Origin of the sequence: Weissella paramesenteroides (genome assembly GCF_051903945.1) — a bacterium.
In the GTDB taxonomy this organism is placed as follows: Bacteria; Bacillota; Bacilli; order Lactobacillales; family Lactobacillaceae; genus Weissella; species Weissella paramesenteroides_A.
Map to the genome: position 1 here is coordinate 1,657,650 of NZ_CP192268.1, position 21,964 is coordinate 1,679,613.

A 21,964-nucleotide genomic window follows, 5' to 3' on the forward strand; every position below is an offset into this window, starting at 1 on the left:
TATCTCCTACAAATCAACATTCTTTTCGTCCTCATTAGGAACGTAATGGAATGTTACGGGAACTCCTAATGATTGAATTTTTTTAACATCTGCCTTTTCTTGTTCATCCATTGCAACCATTTTTGTAAATTGTTGCTTACCACTTTGGTTAAAAATAATTCCCAAATTAACCTTAGGAATTTGTACACCACCTTCAATCAACTTAACTAACGTAGCTGGTTCCTTAACTAAAATAAATACTGAATGACTGTCATATTTACCATTCTTAAAATTCTGGATAGCTGTATCAGTACTGATAATTGACATGCTTGTGCCGGCTGGCTTGCTTAACTTCATACCCGCCTTCATCGTTTCGTCTTGGCTTACTTCATCATCAACAACCATCAAGCGCTTAGCCTTTGTGTAAGCTGCCCATTGCGTCACGACAATTCCATGGATTAAGCGTTGATCTACTCGTGCTAAAACTACTGACTTATTCTTTACCTCTTTATTTTTTATTACTTCATCATTCTATGACAGTAACGTAAGCGCTTACAAGTAAATGACGACATTCTGTTACAATGTACAAAAAGAGAACCAATTTACGCAAAATGTAAATTGGTTCTCTTTTGTTATTAATATAAATAGCTAATAAACAGGAATTCTATTAACCACATGTCTGCAAATGATCTAATCATATTGGGCACATTTGGAAAAAATATCGCTCCAGATACATTAAATCCTTCAATGGCAATTTCTTTTTCTGAAAAAACAAACGCATCATTGTTTTTATTACTGATATGGCTCAATGTCTGAATAAGTTGCTCTTCATACTGTCTATTTTTAATTAAAAAGATAAATAATGTATCTTCATAACTATCAACATAATCTGCACTTGAACCACCATTTATTTTGCGCATTAATTTATTCGTATGAAAGAAGGTTCTAATTAACTCATCAGCTAAAATTTCTGTATATTTATCTTGATAGACTAAGCATATTTTATCGTGCTTAAATATCAAAGAGTGGATCAGCGTAAAGTCAGTACTCATAATATCATTAACTGTTTTATTAAAATATTTTAGTAAGACTAAATAATTATCATACTGACTGTTTTGTGGCTTAAAATCAGACATCGCTAATCTAATAGATGCCCGAAATTCCTTGAATCCATTGAAGCCCATTGACTGCGCTAGCCTAAATAAACTTGTTGTTGAAATATTTAATTGTTCGCTAATTTCAGAAATACTCTTAAATAGTAACTCAGGTTTTTGCATTAAATTTGTCATCAATTCACGATTACTTGCTGTTAATGATGCATTATTTTTCGCAATGATATCCCCTAAAATATTACGAATCAATTGTTGCTGATCTTTAAGTGGCTTAACTGGATCATCTAAGTTTAAGTAAAAGTCAATTAAACCAAAAATCACATAAAACATGGCATTTAATTCATAAATATTACCATCAATCTTTTGTGTGTTCACAAAAATCATCAAGTTTGACCAACTACTTAGTGGATTTGAACGCATACTAGTAATTGTGACGATATCGGCTGCGGTTTGATTGAGTGATCTGACTGCATTGAGTAGATCATGTGATGTTCCTGTTCTTGTCAGAATTACAAACATATCCGTGTCACGAACATTAGCCTTAATTTCTTCGATTTCAAAAAAGTCATAAATATGGATGACAAAGTAACCTTGCTTTGCAAGAATAGCTGCTAAAACTTCACCTTGGTTATCTTGGGCTTTCCCTGTAGACAAAATGAATATCCGTTGACTCTTGTTAATGTGTTGAATAAACTTTTTAATCTGTGTTTGATCCAGATGATTAATAATTTGATGAATATTTTTATTGAGTAGTGTTGGGGATGCTTTAGCTGTATCTTCAATATTCTCAAAAACAGTTTGTTGATTTAATGCCAATAAAAATTCACTAGAGTCTTTATAGTCTAATTTTTTAGCTACTCGTAAAAATGACTGACGAGAAATATGCAGGAAATCCACGACTTGACCTAATGTCTTATCCTGTACACTCGACAAATTTTGCCATATTTGCTGAAATATACTTAATTCTTGATTAGACAGCAATTCTTTATTTTGTTCAAAACGGTTCAGTATACTCATTAGTCCATGTTCCTGCTTTTTATTTGTTTGTATATTTATTTTCTACAATATCCAAATTAATATTTTCATCCCTTGGTTAGTGGTAAAATCATTGATTCAATATGCATCTTCATTAACTTTTTCGCTTCTTCAGCACTATGAGTAGCAATGGCTGCCGCAATTAATTGATGATATAAAGCAGCTTTTGTTCGCATTAATGGAAGGGTGTTTGTCATTCTACGAGCTGATATTTGATATTCTTCTAACGAATTCGTCATAATCTTTAAGGAAGGTTCCTTTGCCCCAGCAGCAATCAATTGATGAAATTTTAAATCGGTTTTTAAAAAATCATCACTAACATGCATTTCTTGATCCAAACGGTCAGCAACAACTTGTAACTCTTGACAGAGTATTGAATCTGCATTTTGTGCACAATAATAGGCTTGGTCTGGTTCTATCAGTAACCTAGCTTTTAATATTGACAGTAGAGGTATATTTTGATCAACATTCACTGTTTTACTTGTAACTGAATTAGGATCATTACGTAGATATATTCCCCTGCCATGCTCGATACTTACTATATTCTTGTTTTCCAATGTGTGTAGGACTTCTCTAATAGTTGTAACGCTAACACCAAAATCCATTGCCAGTTGCTTCATTGAAGGTAACCTTTTACCTGGTTCCCAAACTTCACCTATTATTTTTTCATTCAATTTTTGTAACGTTTTTTCGTAAACTGTTAATTTGTTAGTTTCCATTAAAGTAAAAGCTCCTGTAATAAGGTTAACTTAATATTACTTTATTTAGACATCAAAAACCACTAACTGAAATTTGTTCCAGTTAGTGGTTTGTTGATCTAAATAAACAATGACAATGTCATGACTGCTCCTAAACCAACTACTCCAATAACACAAGTAAGTGGTGACCAAGCTGTCAAAGTTTCCTTTAATGAAAGATTAAAGTATTCCTTAACCATCCAGAAGCCGGCATCATTAACGTGTCCCCCAAAGACACTACCCGCACCGACTGCTAGTACCATTAATGCTGGGTTGACACCTGCTGAAGCCATCAATGGTGCAACTAGTCCAGCACCAGTTAAAGCAGCAACTGTTGATGATCCTAAACTAACTCGAAGTAGAGCTGTAATTAACCAAGCTGCTAGCAATGGTGACATATTCAAATCAGAGAACATCTGTGAAATATAGTCTGAGATTCCACCGGAAACTAAAACTTGTTTAAAAGCCCCACCACCACCGATAATGAATAGCATACCGGCAATTTGAATAATAGCATTTTCTAACGTGCTACCAATTTTTTTCATTGGAATTCGTTGCTTAACACCCATCGTATAAATGGCGAAAACTAATGAAACCATCATAGCAAAATCAGGATTTCCAATTATTGAGAAAATATCATGAATCAAGCTATGCTTTGGTAGACCAAATTCTAATAGTGTTGAAACACCAATCAAAATAACTGGCATCATAGCCGTCAAAACACTAATACCAAACTTTGGTGTCTTATCTAAATCAAATTCTTCAATTTTACCCAATCTTGGATTTTCGGTTTGAATCTTATAAACTCGAGGATATAATTTATGCAAGAAATGATTATAAACAGGTCCTGAAATAATAACTGTTGGAATAGCAACAATAATTCCAAGTAGTATAACTTGTCCGACATTAGCACCGAAAACGGCTGAAATGGCTGTTGGTGCTGGATGTGGCGGAATGAATCCGTGCATAACATTCAATGTTGCTGCCATTGGAATGGCCAATGACATTAGTGGCATTTCAAGCTCACGAGCAATTATAAAAATAATTGGTAGCAAAACAACTAAACCAACTTCAAAGAACAATGCCAATCCAATAATAAATGATGCAAGGATAACCGCAATTTGAATTCGCTTACGTCCAAATTTATTTATTAGTGTATGAGCTATTCGATGCCCACCACCGGCGTCTGAAACCAATTTCCCAATCATTGATCCCATTCCAAAGACAATAGCCAAGCTACCTAGTTGATTTCCTAATCCATCAGTTATTGTTGTTGGAATTTTTGTTAAAGGTATTCCTAATGCAAAGGCCACAATAAATGATGTAATAATTAACGAAACAAATGTGTTCAACTTCAGTTTTGTAATTAAAAAGATTAATAGCAAAACCCCTAATACTACTATTAGTAATGGCATGATTTCCCTCTCTTCATGTTGCAATAAAGTCTGATTTTAAATTTACATATTAATTTCTGCTAAAAAATTTTGAATTGATTCATTTAAAGAGTCTTCGTCTAAATTCTTCAAATCTTGCTTGTTAAAGAAGCTAGATCCGATTCCTAAGTAACCCGCACCGGCTGTCATAAATTCTTTCGCATTATCAAGATTTACACCACCTACAGCCATCAACCGAAGTCCAGCCATTGGTCCGGCCAATTGTTTAAAGAACGTTGATCCTACTGTAATCGCTGGGAATACCTTAACAATATCTGCACCTTTACTAAATTCATATTGAATTTCAGTAGGAGTCATTGCTCCTGGAACAGTAACCACACCTGTTTGTTGTGCTAAGTCATAGATATCCTGTGTAAAAGATTGTGGTCCAAGCATAAATTTTGCCCCTGCATTTATCGCATCTTGAGCTTGTTCTTTAGTCTGAACGGTTCCAACCCCAATATATACTTGCTCTCCATATTGGTCATTTCCATCCTTAATTATCTTCAGATAATCTGGATTATTAGTTGTAACTTCCACACCAACCTTCTTATCATAGTTACTAAGTAATTTAATAATCAACATGGCTTGTTCATAGCTATAACCACGCATAATAACTGTTAATTTTGGATAGTTTTCAATTTCCATTTGTTATCCCCTCGTCTTAGATAATGCCTCGTAATTTAGCAATTTCCATAATTCCAACACTTGCTAATTCAGGAACATCAATTGTTTTAATTTCACCATTAAAGTAATCGTTATTTTCAAGTAAGACTTTCAATGAATCACGCAATGCTGGCTTACCAATAACAACAAACGTATCGTTTTTATTTACTTCAAAAGCATGCGTACTCTTAATTGCCTGAATATCATTCTGCAAAACAACTCCCAAAAGATAATTTGCTAGTTGATTTCGTGTATATTCCGTATATAAGTCAAGCAATCGAACAGCAAATGCTGCGCGTCCTAGTCCATTAAACTCACACAATTTTGCACCCAAAATCAAAGCGTCTTCATCTAGATCATCAGAAAATTCACTATTTAACGAATCAGATAAAATCGAATCCTTAGTTAATAGCGAAATTAATTCTCCAGCCATAGACGTAATTGATCCTGCTATACGACCAGATTCATCAATTTTAATGAACTTAGTATGTGATCCTGGGAGGACTAAAACGATAGAACGGTTTGTATCTAAATGACTCAGTGCCCCAATCGCTTCAACCTCTTCACCACGCATTACATCCATATTGGTTATATTTTGAACCAGAATTTCGGATAGCTTATTTTTAATACCTGGGACAAACCAAATTGGTTGTTCACAAACTTCCGGAACTACCACACTTTGCATATTGTCTGACAAGTCTGCCATACTAACAGGTGCTTCTTGATGTGGAATTTCTACTAATCCTAAATTTGAAGTAATCATACCTGATGCAATAAACTTTACCGCTGAATAATCATCAATGTTTTCATTTGATAATAATTCATCAATAGCTGACTTAATTGCCTGTTGCAGCTTCTCTTTACTACCCGTAATAGAGGTGATTTTGACCCCTACAGGCCGTGAAACTTTGGCAATTTTTTCTCCATCTCTCCAGAGCACTACCCTTGTATTAGTAGTTCCAGTATCAATAGTTACTAGGTTCCCCATGCCTATATTCCTCTCTTATTACCATTCAGCAATTGTTCCATCTTCATGACGCCAAACAGGATTGTGCCAGTTAGTATTTTCCTTTGCTTTCTCACGAACTAGTTCTTCATTAACTTCTACACCTAATCCAGGTAAGCTTGGAATGCTAACCATACCATCCTTGTACTCAAATATTTCTGGATTTTTAATGTAGTCTAACAAATCATTTGTTGCATTATAGTGAATACCTAAGCTTTGTTCTTGAATAAATGCATTGTATACCGTTGCATCTACTTGAAGACATGCTGCCAATGCGATAGGACCTAGTGGACAATGAAATGCCACGGCAACATCATAAGCTTCAGCCATTGATGCAATCTTCTTGCATTCAGTGATTCCACCAGCATGTGACAAATCTGGTTGAATAACATCTGCATTACCTGCCTCAAATAACTTTTTAAAGTCCCATCTTGTAAACATTCTTTCACCTGTTGCGATTGGAGTTTGCGTTAAGTGAGTAATATCACTTAATGCTTCATTATTTTCTGGCAAAACCGGTTCTTCAATAAACATTAAGTTATATGGCTCAAGTGCTTTTGCTAACACTTTGGCCATTGGCTTGTGAACTCGTCCATGGAAATCTACGGCGATACCAAAGTTTGGTCCACACGCATCACGAATTGCCTTCACACGATCCACGACTTCTTGAACTTTTTCGTAACTATCAATCATCTGTAATTCTTCAGTTGCATTCATTTTGATAGCTGTAAACCCAATCTTCTTTCGTTCTAGCGCAGCGGCACCAACGTTACTTGGTCGATCACCACCTACCCAAGAATAAACTTTAATAGCATCACGTACGGCTCCACCCATTAACTCATAAACAGGTTGACCAAGTGCTTTACCTTTGATGTCCCAAAGTGCTTGATCAATACCTGCAATGGCACTCATTAAGATTGGACCACCACGGTAAAATCCGCTACGGTACATCTTCTCCCAAGCATCCTCAATTCTAAAAGGATCAAATCCAATCAATGAATCCATCAATTCATGTACAGCAGCTTCTACAGTTGCTGAACGTCCCTCAATAACTGGTTCTCCCCAACCGCTAACACCTTCATCAGTTTCTACTTTCAAAAACAGCCAACGTGGTGGTACTGAAAAAGTTTCATAACTTGTAATTTTCATTTCATAACTCCCGTAAGTTTGAATTTTTTAAATAGATACTCTCTTTTATAAATAGATAGTATCTTTATCAACAACTACATTGTAATCGCTTTCATATTTTACTGTCAAGCATTAAGGCGATATTTTTTTATGAATGATTGGGAGACAATACAGAAAGATAATATCTTTTTATGTTTTTTTAAATACAAAAAAAGTGATGAAGACTTCATCTTCACCACTTTTATAAATAGATTAAATTAAGTAACCGTAAAAATTGTCTTAAACCAATAGAAAAATAAGCACTTATCGATACGCATTCAGTAGATTCTGCAATTCTGCCTGTGCAACTTGATCTTCTGACACTTTAAAAGTGTACGATGGCCCATACGGATTTTTTTGTCCTTCATCGGTATATTCAGCAAAGCCAGCTGATAAACTTGCATCACCCTCAGCCAATTTTAGTTCATATACCTTGCCATTATCACCAAGCATATACTTCGTAATCGGCTTACTCATTTCAGCTTTATCACCATAACCACCAGCAATCGATACTACGGCATCATCTTGCCGACCAGTAGATCCATCTTTCATTGTTAAGAAAACACAACCACCGATTGCGTGGATTGGAAAGGCTGACGGACCTGGATTATTTTGGTCTTGTACTTGAATCTCACCATCCGTTGTATTAGCGTACCAATCTCCGGTTCCGGCTGCACCATGATCAAAATACCAATCGGTCACTGCCATATTACCAACCTTTGCACGTCCAGCTGCCCAATTCAAAAAGGCCGCATTAACAGCCTGCTTCTGTGCTGTCGTTAATTGAACCGGTTCACTAGTCGTTGGTTCTTCAGAACTGGAAGAGGTCGAAGAAGTTGATGATGATTCACTCACACTTGACGATGTCTGGTGTGAACTAGACTTTTTTTCACTAGTCGCTTTCTTTTTATCCGCACTATCCATTTTTTTAGATAGTGAACTGTTTTTAGCTCGTTCTTCCTTTAGGTCTCTATCCTGTGACTGTTGGTTAACGTACAACATGCCACTTGCCCCGAGACCAATAGCTATTATGACAATAATTGTTCCTATCCAAGCGCCCTTACTCATTTGAACCCCCTTTTGATTACAATGATATATGAAAATTATAGCATTATATATATGGTTCTTTTGTTTAGACGAACTAATGCTTGTTTAATACTTCAATTAATCAGCACTATCTTTTTCTTTATTTAAAAGCTTTGCCAAAAAATGCCTGGAAGTTAAACTAAGAATTTAACTTTCAGGAAGCACATCAATTTCTCACCCTATATATTTAACTGTAAATTCTTCTTTAAAATTCACAAGAATAATAATGACTCATTAGAGCATTTGTATTTGGATAGTTCTTCAGTTCACTTGGTAGTCTTAATTTAATGCCGTTATACTTTTTGTAAACAGTGTTAACTAATTGTGGAGAAATCTCAACAATATACTCCTGATTAATTCTAATTAATTTTTTATCAAATAATAAATGCAAATCACTCCTTAATAAAATACCATTATTTATAGTATTAGTATCTTTCCCTTTGTATGGGAATATGTGAGCAGCCTCTAATACTTCTTCAACATTATTTTCACTAATAGCACATTTATGATTATACGCATCTAACACTTTTTTCCTAAAATCAGTTTGACCCTGGCGTATTATTATTGCACGTTCCTGTTTCTTTCTAGCATCAATCACATTATAAACATCAAATTTTTGATCATCACTATTGTCTGTACTAACTTTTTCAAATGATTTTTCTAATTCTTCCAAAGATTTTGTTATATTAACTAATCCTTCTTTGTTTGCTATTTGAATTAAAAAAAATCCTGCTTCCCAACCTAATACCATACCTATATAAAATTTATAAGTCTTTCGATTCTTATACTTTTCTTTTTGTTCAATAATAACTCCAATTGGAATTTTTAATTGAAAATTAGTTGTTAGAGCAATATTGTTTGCCAGATTATTTTTATCTAAAATGATATTACCAGTTTTAGAATCTTGTTGATGATAAAGAAGTAACTGAGTTCCATTTCCGTCTAAATCCATAACAGGTTTCGAATCTTGATATGGCCCCTTTATTGTTTGCTTAATTGAAGTAGCAAATTCTATATTTTTTGACTTCCAGATTCCCATAGCTGGACTAACCAAAAAATTGCCTCTATCTGTTTTCATATCTTTTGGCAACATATCCACAGTATAGGACTTATCATAAAACCAATCTAATACGTCTTTTTGATCGTCATCCAATTCTTTGTAGTATTCACGTATGGATATCATGTTATTGGTTTTCCTTACAACGTGATAGTTACCATCACTTGAAAATACTATTTCTCCATCATCACGCAATTTCTGTAAAATTTGCCGAATTTTGTCCTTTATATGTTTATTTTCCGGGTAAGCTTCTGATAAATCCTGAGTAAAAAAATAAATATCTTGCAATGAAAAAAATTCTGGCATATTATTCACAATCAGCTGTATTGTTTCAAGCCAGCTATGTGTATAATTGTGAAAGTAAATACCTAGTATAGAAACCTCATCCTTTTTTATTTTTATATTCAGTCTATCCATTTCAGCATATATTTTAAATGCACTACCTATACTAAAATTAATATCCCTAATAAACTGATTAATATCAGACTGTCTAATATTACTATGCATTGAAAAACTTTGTTCTAATTTTTTTAGAACTAAACCAACCTTGTCATATTCCATATGATACCTTCTTAAAACACGTAAAGTTCACGATTACATTTTCCAATAGTTTTGTTTTAATTATTACTATAAATATATTATATCACTTATAAAATATTTAATTATTATTTCACTCTGCCTTACTCTGATCATAAAAATTAATTTATCTGGCTAATAGATTGAGCCTATTCCTCAATCTATCATCTACCGCATAGACATACAGTCCATGTACACCGCGTGTCAGCAAAACATTCACAACGTTCTTCAAATATTTTTTATTTTCTTCATTATCATAACTACCATTAATTTTTCGGATTTTTTGATGATCACATGATTTGTCAGCATCAATGTCTAGTGAATTAGTTTCTTCATTCCATATTATTGACGGACCTAAAATAACACCAACATAGTTCAGGTCAATGCCTTGTACAGTAAAGTCACTACCAATTTCACCAATGCTCATATCAATTTCCTGCCAAGGTATTTGTTTATCCTGTGCTACTTGTACTTCTGGAAGTTCTAAGTTCCATGGTAAAGTTTCATTACCAAATTCAACATACCAGTATTTATCATTATTTTTGGGTCTTGAACCTTGTGAATACTGCCAATCATAAGTTGCCACTAACCGACTTAATCCAAACTGGTCATTTTTCGATTCAATCTCATGTCTAAAATCACTAGCATTTTCAAAAAAACGAATATCATATGCGTTGTCTTTCGGTGGTGTGACCATTGAATTTTCACTGAAATGTGCAAAATTCTCAATCCATTTTAAAGTAGCTGGATTGGCTTCAATTCGCCATTGTTCATTCAAGTTTACTGTAAGTGTATTTTTACCATTCACAATTGCAAGTAATTCTGGATTATCATCAATTTTTGCACGTGCTGAAACCAGTTGATTTGGATCATAAATTAAAACTAAGGTGTTCGCTAATTTATGCAATGCCATTAAATCTGGTTCCCACTTAGCTTTATTGATACGGCCATAGTTTCCACTCCACAGTAAGTGTGCCTCGTCTACTAATACTACATCCGTTTTTATTCTCTTTGTAATGAATGTCGATACATCCATTACTGCATTTTTGCCCATGTTTAATTTCTTTGCAATTTGTTCATATGTACGACGTTGTTGTTCATGTCTCACCAACAAAACTACTGATGACCGATGGGTGGTGTTTCCATCTGCTTCCAAAACTTCATATGGATCTTTCCATATATCATAAAATAGTTGCGACATTAATACTGTTTTACCTGATCCTGCTAACCCTTGAATTTTAATAACTTCATGTTGATTATCTTCCGATAATGTCTGCGCAATTTTATCTGAAATTATATTCTTCGCCTCTTGTTGTTTCGTACTCAACGTCTTAAAAGGGCTATTAGCGAACAATGCCGAGTTACGAACTTCCTCTAAACTAGATACAACATCTTTCTTCTCTAGTTGATTCCAAATTTCGGGAAAAATCCCTTCCCTATAGGCATTACGCTCATAGAAATCTATGGATAAACCATTATTTCGACCATTATAAATTTTTATAAATTTCTTATCACCCAATAATGAATCCATAAACATTTGTTCCAATTCCAGAGTGGCAGATTTATTAAACTTTGGATGACCGATAATATATAATTCTTCTTCTTTATCATCAGCATCATTCTTAATTGCGTTCAATTTGTCATTTTTAGCATTCAAGTGTTCATTGGTTCTTCTAATAATTGAGCTAGCTTCACCAACATATGCCAGTTGGTTGACTCTACTAGTGTATTTGTCTTGCTTTTTTCCCACACCTAAATAAAGTGTTGGAAATTTTGTCAATACTGTTTCCCCTTCAGTATATTTAAACTCATCTATTCCTTTCTTAGAATAATCAATTGACTCTATTCTTAAATTATTGTTATCCAAAAAACCAAACACTGTTAAAATTTCTTTTGCATCAAATTTCAATAGTTTAAAATATTGTGTTAATAAACTATTTGGAATACTTCTTTTGTTATTTTCCCAATTCTGCACAGCTTGTCGTGTAACATTTAATCTATGTGCAACATCTTCTTGTGTAAGACCGGTTTTTTCTCTTTTTTCTTTTATTAATTTATGTAGTTCCATAACTTAATTATCCCAAAACAAAAAAATATACAAAGCAACAAATTGTTGCTTTATATATTCACTTGATTGCAAAAAACTCCCAAGTCGGCAAAACCAACTTGGGAGTCATTTTTGTATTCGGATCTTTGACAATCCAACAAAGTGTAATAGTAAATATTAACGCTTTGAGAATTGTGAAGCCTTACGAGCTTTCTTAAGACCTGGCTTCTTACGTTCCTTCTTACGAGGGTCACGAGTAAGTAGACCAGCCTTCTTCAATGAAGCGCGGAAGTCAGGATCAACAGTCAATAGGGCACGGGCGATACCGTGACGGATTGCACCAGCTTGACCTGAGAAACCACCACCATCAACGTTAACCAAAACATCGTAGTTTCCTAGAGTTTCAGTAACGTTAAATGGTTGCACCATAACCTCACGCAAGTTAGCGAAAGGAATGTATTGTTCTGCTGAACGACCATTGATCGTGATAGCACCGTTACCAGGTACCAAACGTACACGGGCAACAGAGTTCTTACGACGGCCAGTTCCAGAGTATTGTACTTGAGCCATGATTAAACTATTCTCCTTTCGTTAATTAAATAAGGTTGGTGATATCCAACACTTCAGGGTTTTGAGCTGCGTGTGTGTGCTCTGAACCAGCAAACACGTGTAGCTTCAAAGCTTGTTGGTGACCAAGAGTACCCTTTGGCAACATACCTTGAACTGAAAGTTCGATCAAACGTTGTGGGTTCTTCTCGCGCAAGTCACCTGCTTGACGCATCTTCAAACCACCTGGGTGATTTGAGTGGTGGTAATAGATCTTGTCAGTGGCCTTCTTACCAGTCAAAGCAACCTTACCAGCGTTGATAACGATAACGTTATCACCAGTGTCGATGTTTGGTGTGTAAGTTGGCTTGTTCTTACCACGTAAGATTGATGCTACGACAGTTGACAAACGTCCCAATGCAATATCAGTTGCATCAACGACGTACCACTTGCGATCGATCTCACCTGGCTTTGCCATATAAGTTGTACGCATGGAAAATTTCCTCCAGTTTTCTGTTTGTTTACTTTACCAATAATTAAAAAGTCGTACCAGGACATTCCCATTTGTGGTTGGTAAACAATACCGAGTTCTATCTTATCCTGTTTTACAGGAATAGTCAATGAAATGTCCTTGACAACTTGATGTTTTTTTAATATTTAACATCCATCAAATATAATCCTTGGGCTGGGGCCGTAAATTGCGCTTGTTGCCGGTCTTTTACTTCGAATAAACGCTTGATATCATCTACCGGACGCACCCCATTGCCAATCTCTAATAAGACGCCGACCATGATACGAATTTGGTTATATAAAAAGCCATTTCCTGAGAATTCAAACCAAATTTCTTCTTCCTCAGGTTTAACCCACATTTTTGCAGAATAAACCGTGCGCACCGTTGTTTTTTGTTGATAACCAGAAGCCACAAAGCTTAACCAATCATGTTCACCAACATAATCACCGATGGCTTGCTGCATCAGTTCCGGATTTAAACGGCGATGCCAATGACCCGTATAATTACGCTTAAATGGATCAATATACTCACTCGTTGAAAAGCGATAAAAATAGGTTTTATCATGAGCATTAAACTGGGCATGGAAGTCATCACTGACCTTCTCAACTTTTTTAATACCAATATCGTAAGGCAGCATTGTTGATAGCCCCTTTCGAACGGCGTCAGCTGGAATATCAAATGGCAAATCAAAATGTGCCACCTGTCCCTTGGCGTGTACGCGAGCATCTGTCCGACCAGAACCTTGCACGCGAATATGCTCGGCTGGATTCTTAGCCATTTTATTGACCACTAACTCCATCTCTGCCTGCACAGTCCGCTTATTAGGTTGTACTTGCCAACCAAAAAAATCAGTCCCATCATAAGCAATGGTTGCTTTATAACGTGGCATGTTTTAAATCCTTTCTACATCATCCAACGCGTTGCAATCAATGCAATCGTGAAGATAACAAATCCAATCATGGCAACAGTATCTTGGGTATGCCAAGTTAAGACACGATACTTTGTTCGATGGTCACCACCACGATAACCACGTGCTTCCATCGCATCCCCCAACTCAATAGCACGCTTAATGGCGTTCACAAATAATGGAATCAACAAGGGCACGAATGATTTGATACGTGCCATAAGACTTCCCTCATTAAATCGCACACCACGTGCCCGTTGTGCATTCATAATACTCTGAGCCTCATCCATTAACGTTGGAACGAAACGTAGCGCAATCGATAGCATCAAAGCTAATTCAGAAACTGGTAAGCCCAATTTCTTAAACGGCTTCAATAAACTCTCCATTCCGTCAGCAACGGCTAATGGCTGGGTCGTTAATGTCAAAATCGTTGAAAACATGATAATCAACATGAAACGCACAAACACGACAATACTATTGATCACACCATCAGTTGTGATGGTGATAAATGCCCAGTGCACCAAGACATCCCCAGTCTGAACAAAGAACAGTTGGAGTAATGTCGTAATGAACATCAATAAGACAAGTGGGCGCAAACCACGTAAGAAGACACCGATACCTAATCCCGTCATCATAATTGCTAGCAAGGTAAAGGCTGCTGCTAATGCATAACCGATGACATTGTTCGCAAAGAAAACAACAAAGATGAACGCAATACTTAGTACCAACTTAGTACGAGCATCTAGCCGATGGATCCATGAGTTACCTGGCATATAGCGACCAATAATCATATTACTAAACATGATCCACCTCCCCATTTAATCGGGCAGCTAATTGATCAGCCAATTGATTGATGTCTAACACATCATGTAATTGAACACCTTTTTCTGCCAAGGCATCCGCAAACTGTTTAGCTGCGGGTACATCCAATTGCTTTTCATGTAACCAATTTTCATCCGCAAAAATAGTAGCAGGTGATCCTGATTTAACAACCGTCCCATGTTCAAAGACCACCACATGATCAGCATACTGCGCAACATATTCCATTTGATGCGTAATCAGCACCACCGTAATTTGTCGTTCTTTTTGTAAATCAGTAAACAAAGTCATTAATTCACGTTGTCCTTGTGGATCCAGTCCTGCCGTTGGTTCATCTAAAATCAATAAATCTGGCTCCATGGCAATAACACCCGCAATTGCCACGCGACGCATCTGACCACCTGATAATTCAAATGGTGAACGTTCATACAAATCGGCTGAAATACCGACTTTTTTTAAAGCAACTTCGGCAGCTGCCTGGGCCACTTTATCTGATGCACCAAAATTTTTAGGTCCAAACATCACGTCTTTAATAACTGTTTGTTCAAACAATTGTGCTTCTGGAAACTGAAAGACTAAACCAATATGTGCACGCAATTCATTGAGTTCTTTTAATTTTGTCTCAGCGGTCACAACTTGATTACCCATCGTGACTTTACCAGTTGTTGGCAAAACCAGTCCATCAAGGTGTTGCACCATCGTTGATTTACCAGAACCCGTGTGACCAATCACAGCTGTAAATTTACCATCTGGAATTTCAAATGAAACATCATGCAGACCTGGTGTCGCGAACGGTGTATTCGGTTGGTAGGTAAAACCTACTTGGTCGAAATTGATTGCCATAACCACGTTACCAGCCCTTCCGTTGTCAAATATTCATTAGGGACGCTAATTCCCCGTACCCGTAATTGTTCCTTTAACTGCTCAGCGAATGGTACTGCCAGTCCAAAACGCCGTAATTGATCCGCATTCGCAAAGATTTCTTCTGGTACACCTGTTTCCATAAGTTCACCATCATTGATAACCATGACACGGTCAGCACTTGCTGCTTCATCAATATCATGGGTAATTGAAATAACCGTTAGGTTATCCCCCATACGTGCTTTCAATTCATGAACTAGCGCAATCATCTCACGACGCCCTGTTGGATCTAACATAGCCGTTGCTTCGTCTAAAATTAAAATTTTAGGTTGTAAGGCCAACACTGATGCAATCGCTACGCGTTGCTTTTGCCCACCTGACAAGCGAGCTGGCTCACGATCGGCAAATGGTGCCATCTGCACTTCGGCTAAGGCGGCATCCACCCGTTTAATCATTTCATCACGTGGCACACCACGATTTTCCATACCGAATGCGACATCATCCGCTACCGTAGCGCCCACAAACTGATTATCAGGATTTTGAAAAACCATCCCAACCATGTCACGAATCGTCCACATATTTTCTTCAGTGGCAACAACATCGTTCACTTTAATTTCACCTTCAGTCGGTGCTAGTAAGTAATTTAATAATTTTGCAAAAGTTGATTTACCGGATCCATTATGGCCGATAATCGCAACCCACTCACCTTTATCGATTGTTAATGATAAATCACGTAAGGCAGGTACGTCACTATTTGGATATGCGTAAGTCACATGCGACAACGATATAATTGGCGTCATGTCCGCGCCTCCTTTTTATTTTCTCATACCTCTAATCATAACAAATTACTAGTCAATATGCTTTGAAATGTTCAATTTCATCTTATTTTATCAGCCATAACAAAGTTTGACACGTTGCACACCCCCCGATAGAATTAAATTATTCATTCTGGTCTATTGGCTAGTTAATAAGGAGCAACTATGTCAGATATTGATTTAACACATTCAGCTGATTATCGTAACGTGACTGATTTTTATAAAGGCAAAACTGATGATGAGATTCGAGCATCATTAGATATGAATCGTGGAGAGATGGTTTCCATTATGCAAAATCTTAGCCATGATTTTAACAAGGCATCTGCCGTTCGTAACAGCAATGCCTTTGGTATGCGGAAGTTAATTTTTTTGAATCCCGAAAACCCAGCAATTCCTGAGGCAACTGAAGGTATCAAAAAATGGGATCGACGTGGCTCATTAGGCACTCAAAACTATGAACATATTGAACATCACCGCATCATTGATTATCCAACCATTTTTGAGCAACTTCACCAAGAAGGTTACACAATATATGCCGTGGATAATACCCCTGGTTATGACCCACAGTCATTGTATGATATGCACTTCCCAGCTAAATCAGCCTTTTTATTTGGTGAAGAAAAGCTTGGTTTGGCTGACGATCTGATCAATGCAGCTGATGCAATGGTGTATATTCCACAATATGGCAGCGTGCGCTCGATCAATGTCGGCGTCGCTCATGGTGTTATTGCTGCATTCTATGCATCACAACACCAACCAAAATTATCATAAACAAAAAAATTGAGAGCGAGACAAAAGTCGTTTTGAAGCCTCAATGTAACCCGTTTATGCTATCAAATTTGTAGGTTGATAACTAATACATTTTTAACACAAAAAGGTTGGAACAATTTCTTTTGTTCCAACCTTATTTTTTTGCTTTTTTAGATATTACTTGTGCATGTCGTTATAGTGTGACTTTGCTTTACCATACCATGATGCACCTAGTGAACGCTCTAGGAGTGGTGTTACCCAGTAATCCAATCCGATTGTACGTCCAGCACCGTTCATCAAAGCAAGTGAGGCAAATGGAATCAACAAGGCAGCCACAGTCACACCGGTACCAGCAAAGACCATTACCAAACCAAAGATAAAGCCAACGAATGCGGCGATTGATGTTAGGAAACCAAAGACAAGCAACCAACCAACGATCGTTGCAATCATACCAGCACCACCACCAAGGGTCGCACCTAATGAGATCCAAGTAATTCCCATGACAATACGCAAAGGCACTGACCACAAAACGTTGCCGACACGTGACGTCCAACCGAAGAATGGGTTACGTCCATTTGGTGTACGGAAGAATTCATCCAATGTGTATTGGAACATGTGGTAACCACTTGAGATTTGCATGAAGAAGTAGAAGTTGATAATGTGCTTGAACATGTTAGCGATAAAGCCAGTTACTGACCAACCATCCTTACCAATCTTCATATTACCAATTTGTTGTACAACACCAACCGTGTAATGTGAACCGATTGAAACGGCATATCCTTGGTAGTGACCCTTAAATTCATGACGCGCACCAGTTTGACCAGTTACATCGTAAACAACGTTTGGTACAACAGTGTTAGCGGCTGATTCACCACCTTCAACGGTTTGTGGTGTCCAACCAGCACGTGGATTATTAGGATCTGCAAGTGCAGGCTCTTGATAAGCTGCCACGTCACCCGCAACATAGATGTCTTCCTCGCCCAAAGCACGTGAGTACTCGTCGGCTAGGAAACGACCACCAGGGCCTTGTTGCAAGCCCCACTTAGCACCTTGTGGCTTAGCCTTAACACCGGCTGTCCAAACCAAAGTCTCAGTTGGTACCTCTGTACCATCCTTTAATAGTGCGGCGTGCTCCTTAACCTCAACAACACCAGCTGACTTACGCAACTTGATGCCGTGGTTGATCATGTATTGCTCACCCTTGTCGGCTAGCTTACGATCTGACAACATATTCAAAATTGTTGGCACAGCTTCGATAACTTCCAACTTGATTTCTGATTCATCCAAGTTGTTTGCACGAGCTAATTCACGACGTTGTTCAATCAGTTCACCAGCTAATTCAACACCAGTAAATCCTGATCCGACAACAGCAATCGTCAACTTTGCCTCACGTAATGCTGGATCGGTTTCCATCGCTCCTTCACGGATAACTTCTTCGATGTGTGCACGTAATTTAACAGCTTCTTCGAATGACCAAAGCGTGTAACCATACTCTTCAACACCAGGCGTACCAAATGTGTTTGTCGTACCACCAGTTGCGATAACCAATTTCTCATAAGTGAATTCACCTTCTGATGTCTTGATTACCTTTGCTGACTTGTCGATGTTCTCAACATTAGCCGTCACGATTTTTACATTTGATTGGTGCTTAAATAATGTTCCCAAATCAAATTGCACGTGTTTTGGCTCGACACGCTTCGTTGCAACTTCATGTAACTCTGTCATGTAAGTCATAAATGAGTGACGATCAATCAATACGATTTGATAGTCGGTGTTCTTTAGTCTTTTAGCCAATTTACGTGCAGTGAATACACCGGAAAAGCCGGCCCCTACTACAACGATGTTTTTGCTAGCCATATTAAATCTCCTCAATAAAAATTCCTACAAAACCAATAAATTAATAAGTCCAATGATACATTGTATCGTTGAATACTCGCTTTGTAAACCTAGTTACCCAGAATGTTAACCGAATAGCTAATTTTCTCACAATTCCATTATAACAATTTTTCTGGAAAAGAATCACAAATATGTCACAAATATCGTACAGTTATTCAAGTAAACAAAAAACACATTAACTAGTTCAAAAGCCTAATTAATGCGTCTATTACTTATTAATTTATTTTGCTAACATACCGTCATGGATTTTGTCGATATTCCACTTAACCATATCGTAGTACGTGTCACCTTGCGTACCCTTCTTTGCCAATGAATCCGTATAAATTTTTGAATAAATTGGCAACTTTGTTTCCTTTGATACTTGCTTCATCGACTTAGGTGAAACTGAACTTTCAACAAACAATGACTTAACGTCTGACCGATCAATCTTAGCTAGTACTTGTTTCATCTGTTCAGGTGTACCTTGTGCTTCAGTGTTGATTTCCCAAATAAATGCTGGTGTAATCCCATATGCTTTTGAGAAGTATTTAAAGGCACCTTCTGATGTCACTAATAAGCGTTGTTTTTCTGGGATATCTGCAAACTTACTTTGTGCTTCTTTATGCAATTTTGCTAACTTTTCAACATATACATCTGTCCGCTTTTGATATGCTTTTGCGTGCTTTGGATCCTTATCTTGTAGCACACCGCTAATCATATTGACATATTTTATTCCATTGTTAAGATCTAACCAGGCATGCGGATCAGTTTCATTTTCTTTACCAGATTCAGTCAAATACATTGGTTTCACATGCTTTGAAGCGGCAAATACTTCTTTATCATCACGCTTATTAGCTGTCTTTGTTAACTTACTGAACCAGCCGCTGCCCCCGGTCTCCAGATTCAAACCGTTGTGGAATAATACGTCTGCTTCGGTTGCTGCCGCAATGTCATCAGTCGTTGGATCATACTCGTGAGGGTCCGTGCCACGTTTGACAATACTGTAAACTTGGACATGTTTACCACCAACTTGTTCAACCATATCTTCTAAAATAGAATTTGTTGTCACGACCCGCAACTTCTCGCTTGCCGTTGACTTTTGTTCACCACGGCCATTGACGAAGAAGAAAATACCACCACCGACAACTAGTAAAGTAATGACAACAATACTAAGCTTTTTTAACATTTTTAACTCCTAACTTGGCAAGAATACCTTGCTTTGGGGCAACAACAAATGAAACCAAAAAGATAATGGCTGCAACTAATACGATTGCTGGACCAGAAGCCCAATTCATCGTGTATGACAGGTATAACCCAACGATTGAAGCTAAAGCACCGACACCAGAAGAGACAAATAACATGTGTACCAAGCGGTTTGTCCATAGGAACGCCGTAGCTGCGGGTGTAATTAACATTGCAACAATTAGAATAATACCAACCGTTTGTAAAGCTGAAACAGTTACTAATGTCAGAATAATCATTAAACCATAATGAATAATGCTCGTATTCAAACCATATGACTTTGCAAACACTTCATCAAATGAGGTGATTTGTAACTCTTTAAATAATACGAAAATAAAAATGATAACAATCGCCAAAACAATAAATGTTGACAATAAATCAGAATCAGAAACCGCTAAAACATTTCCGAATAGGATATGATGCAAGTTTGTTGATGATTCTGCCATTGAAATTAGAATAAATCCTAATGCAAAAAATGCTGAAAAAACAATACCAATAGCCGTGTCATTTTTTAGCTTGCTATTTGAAGCAACAAAACCAATCAATAATGCTGCAATAACACCAAACGTTGTTGCACCAATCATCAGGTTGACACCTAACATGTAAGCAACGGCCACCCCCGGTAAGACAGAATGTGAAATTGCATCACCCATTAATGACATACCGCGTAAAATAATAAAACTACCAATGATTCCTGACATAATACCAACCATAATGGCCGCCATCAGCGCGCTTTGTAGGAAGTTATAATGTCCTAATGCATGCAAAAATTCAATAATACTTTTCATATTAAGCACCTGCAATCTTATTGAAGAGCACGGCACTTAAATCAGCAGAAAACGCACGAGTCATGTTCTCCTGAGTGTATACCGTTGAGACGGGCCCATGCGCAATCACACCATGATTCATAATCAGTAACTCATCAAAGTAGGCAGCCACTTTGTTTAAATCGTGATGCACAACGATAATTGTTTTACCTGCATTACGCCAACCACGTAAGACATTCATAATTTCTTCTTCAGATTTCATATCAATGCCGACAAATGGTTCATCGAGAATCACAACGTCAGCTTGTTGAACGATTGCCCGTGCAACAAAGACGCGCTGTAATTGACCACCTGATAATTCACCAATTTGATGATTTTTAAATTCGACTAGATTGACTTGTTTTAAAGCATCAATCGCCAATTCCCTTTCTTTTCGACCAGGGCTTTTGAATAATCCTAACTTGCCATACGTGCCAGTTAAAACCACCTCAAAAACACTGATAGGAAATGTTAAATCAAGTGCCGCACGTTGCTCAACATAAGCAATTTTTTGACGCACCCGGTTAATGAGTGTCCCACTTAAAGTAGCATTACCAGAGCGGCGGACTAATCCCAGCGCACCCTTGATTAAGGTTGACTTACCAGCGCCATTCGGTCCAATTATCCCTGTAATTTTCCCTGATGCAAAATTAACGGATAAATCTGTGAATACTGGTACATTGCTGTAAGCGACGGTTAAGTCGTTGATCTGCAGCATAAATATATCTCCTGATTCATAAAATATTTTTATTGTTTTAAAAATATATTTTTCTTAAAACAACTTATTTATCATAATAAATTTCATAAAACTAATCAATATATTTTCTTAAATGAAAAATAACTGTAAAGACATCTCAACTTTGTAAATTTTGTTGCACAAAAAAGAGCCGATTTAACCACTTTAACTTGGTAAATCGACATCTTATGAAATCAA

General features: G+C 37.0%; 21 protein-coding genes. 1 reads left to right on the forward strand and 20 read right to left on the reverse strand.

All coding sequences use genetic code 11. The features are described from left to right. Nucleotides 1-6 precede the first annotated feature (6 nt). From ACQ4QH_RS08150 to ACQ4QH_RS08225, 16 genes are all read right to left on the reverse strand, one after another. Nucleotides 7-498: a PTS sugar transporter subunit IIB gene (locus ACQ4QH_RS08150; protein WP_439819517.1), complete on the reverse strand. Its 492-nt coding sequence runs from the start codon at nucleotides 496-498 to the stop codon at nucleotides 7-9. A gap of 116 nt (nucleotides 499-614) precedes the next feature. Then, a complete protein-coding gene (locus ACQ4QH_RS08155) occupies nucleotides 615-2,108 on the reverse strand; it encodes an SIS domain-containing protein (protein ID WP_439818490.1) in 1,494 nt (497 codons plus the stop codon). A gap of 65 nt (nucleotides 2,109-2,173) precedes the next feature. Continuing rightward, nucleotides 2,174-2,845: a FadR/GntR family transcriptional regulator gene (locus ACQ4QH_RS08160; RefSeq protein ID WP_439818491.1), complete on the reverse strand. Its 672-nt coding sequence runs from the start codon at nucleotides 2,843-2,845 to the stop codon at nucleotides 2,174-2,176. Nucleotides 2,846-2,943: 98 nt separating this feature from the next. After that, the gene (locus tag ACQ4QH_RS08165; protein WP_164223505.1) at nucleotides 2,944-4,278 is read right to left on the reverse strand and encodes a gluconate:H+ symporter; all 1,335 of its coding nucleotides are present in this window, start codon (nucleotides 4,276-4,278) and stop codon (nucleotides 2,944-2,946) included. Nucleotides 4,279-4,320: 42 nt separating this feature from the next. Next, nucleotides 4,321-4,944, reverse strand: a complete 624-nt coding sequence (locus tag ACQ4QH_RS08170) for a bifunctional 4-hydroxy-2-oxoglutarate aldolase/2-dehydro-3-deoxy-phosphogluconate aldolase (protein WP_164223508.1) — start codon at nucleotides 4,942-4,944, stop codon at nucleotides 4,321-4,323. Between the two features lie 16 nt (nucleotides 4,945-4,960). Continuing rightward, entirely contained in the window at nucleotides 4,961-5,950 is a 990-nt protein-coding gene (locus ACQ4QH_RS08175; protein ID WP_439818492.1) for a 2-dehydro-3-deoxygalactonokinase, read from the reverse strand. Between the two features lie 18 nt (nucleotides 5,951-5,968). After that, entirely contained in the window at nucleotides 5,969-7,117 is a 1,149-nt protein-coding gene (gene dgoD / locus ACQ4QH_RS08180; protein WP_164223513.1) for a galactonate dehydratase, read from the reverse strand. 282 nt (nucleotides 7,118-7,399) lie between these two features. After that, nucleotides 7,400-8,203, reverse strand: coding sequence for a hypothetical protein (locus tag ACQ4QH_RS08185; RefSeq protein ID WP_439818493.1), 804 nt, complete (start codon nucleotides 8,201-8,203; stop codon nucleotides 7,400-7,402). Between the two features lie 223 nt (nucleotides 8,204-8,426). Beyond that, the gene (locus tag ACQ4QH_RS08190) at nucleotides 8,427-9,839 is read right to left on the reverse strand and encodes an HNH endonuclease (RefSeq protein WP_439818494.1); all 1,413 of its coding nucleotides are present in this window, start codon (nucleotides 9,837-9,839) and stop codon (nucleotides 8,427-8,429) included. Nucleotides 9,840-9,981: 142 nt separating this feature from the next. Next, nucleotides 9,982-11,922: a DNA/RNA helicase domain-containing protein gene (locus tag ACQ4QH_RS08195; RefSeq protein WP_439818495.1), complete on the reverse strand. Its 1,941-nt coding sequence runs from the start codon at nucleotides 11,920-11,922 to the stop codon at nucleotides 9,982-9,984. A gap of 156 nt (nucleotides 11,923-12,078) precedes the next feature. Continuing rightward, nucleotides 12,079-12,471 (reverse strand): 30S ribosomal protein S9, encoded by a 393-nt coding sequence (rpsI, locus tag ACQ4QH_RS08200; protein WP_002827907.1) that lies wholly within the window; start codon nucleotides 12,469-12,471, stop codon nucleotides 12,079-12,081. 25 nt (nucleotides 12,472-12,496) lie between these two features. Continuing rightward, nucleotides 12,497-12,940 carry a 50S ribosomal protein L13 gene (gene rplM, locus ACQ4QH_RS08205; RefSeq protein WP_002827909.1) on the reverse strand — a complete coding sequence of 148 codons (444 nt, stop codon included), beginning with the start codon at nucleotides 12,938-12,940 and terminating at the stop codon, nucleotides 12,497-12,499. Between the two features lie 157 nt (nucleotides 12,941-13,097). After that, nucleotides 13,098-13,847, reverse strand: coding sequence for a tRNA pseudouridine(38-40) synthase TruA (gene truA / locus ACQ4QH_RS08210; protein WP_140836375.1), 750 nt, complete (start codon nucleotides 13,845-13,847; stop codon nucleotides 13,098-13,100). Nucleotides 13,848-13,861: 14 nt separating this feature from the next. Further along, nucleotides 13,862-14,665, reverse strand: a complete 804-nt coding sequence (locus ACQ4QH_RS08215; protein ID WP_439818496.1) for an energy-coupling factor transporter transmembrane component T family protein — start codon at nucleotides 14,663-14,665, stop codon at nucleotides 13,862-13,864. Further along, nucleotides 14,658-15,524, reverse strand: a complete 867-nt coding sequence (locus ACQ4QH_RS08220; RefSeq protein ID WP_439819518.1) for an energy-coupling factor transporter ATPase — start codon at nucleotides 15,522-15,524, stop codon at nucleotides 14,658-14,660. The genes ACQ4QH_RS08215 and ACQ4QH_RS08220 overlap by 8 nt, the downstream gene beginning before the upstream one ends. Beyond that, nucleotides 15,500-16,342 (reverse strand): energy-coupling factor ABC transporter ATP-binding protein, encoded by an 843-nt coding sequence (locus ACQ4QH_RS08225; protein WP_439818497.1) that lies wholly within the window; start codon nucleotides 16,340-16,342, stop codon nucleotides 15,500-15,502. Before ACQ4QH_RS08225 ends, ACQ4QH_RS08220 begins: the two co-directional genes overlap by 25 nt. 180 nt (nucleotides 16,343-16,522) lie before the next feature. On the opposite strand from ACQ4QH_RS08225, the gene ACQ4QH_RS08230 reads away from it, so the two are divergent. Then, nucleotides 16,523-17,128, forward strand: coding sequence for a TrmH family RNA methyltransferase (locus ACQ4QH_RS08230; protein ID WP_439818498.1), 606 nt, complete (start codon nucleotides 16,523-16,525; stop codon nucleotides 17,126-17,128). Between the two features lie 156 nt (nucleotides 17,129-17,284). Here the strand turns inward: ACQ4QH_RS08230 and ACQ4QH_RS08235 are convergent, their stop codons facing one another. The 4 genes from ACQ4QH_RS08235 to ACQ4QH_RS08250 form a co-directional block, all read right to left on the reverse strand. Next, on the reverse strand, nucleotides 17,285-18,964 hold the full coding sequence (locus tag ACQ4QH_RS08235; RefSeq protein WP_439818499.1) for an NAD(P)/FAD-dependent oxidoreductase: 1,680 nt from the start codon (nucleotides 18,962-18,964) through the stop codon (nucleotides 17,285-17,287). Nucleotides 18,965-19,223: 259 nt separating this feature from the next. Then, nucleotides 19,224-20,168, reverse strand: coding sequence for a metal ABC transporter substrate-binding protein (locus ACQ4QH_RS08240; protein ID WP_439818500.1), 945 nt, complete (start codon nucleotides 20,166-20,168; stop codon nucleotides 19,224-19,226). Next, nucleotides 20,152-21,012 carry a metal ABC transporter permease gene (locus tag ACQ4QH_RS08245; protein ID WP_131473258.1) on the reverse strand — a complete coding sequence of 287 codons (861 nt, stop codon included), beginning with the start codon at nucleotides 21,010-21,012 and terminating at the stop codon, nucleotides 20,152-20,154. The genes ACQ4QH_RS08240 and ACQ4QH_RS08245 overlap by 17 nt, the downstream gene beginning before the upstream one ends. Nucleotide 21,013: 1 nt before the next feature. Next, nucleotides 21,014-21,748, reverse strand: coding sequence for a metal ABC transporter ATP-binding protein (locus ACQ4QH_RS08250; RefSeq protein ID WP_439818501.1), 735 nt, complete (start codon nucleotides 21,746-21,748; stop codon nucleotides 21,014-21,016). Nucleotides 21,749-21,964 lie beyond the last annotated feature (216 nt).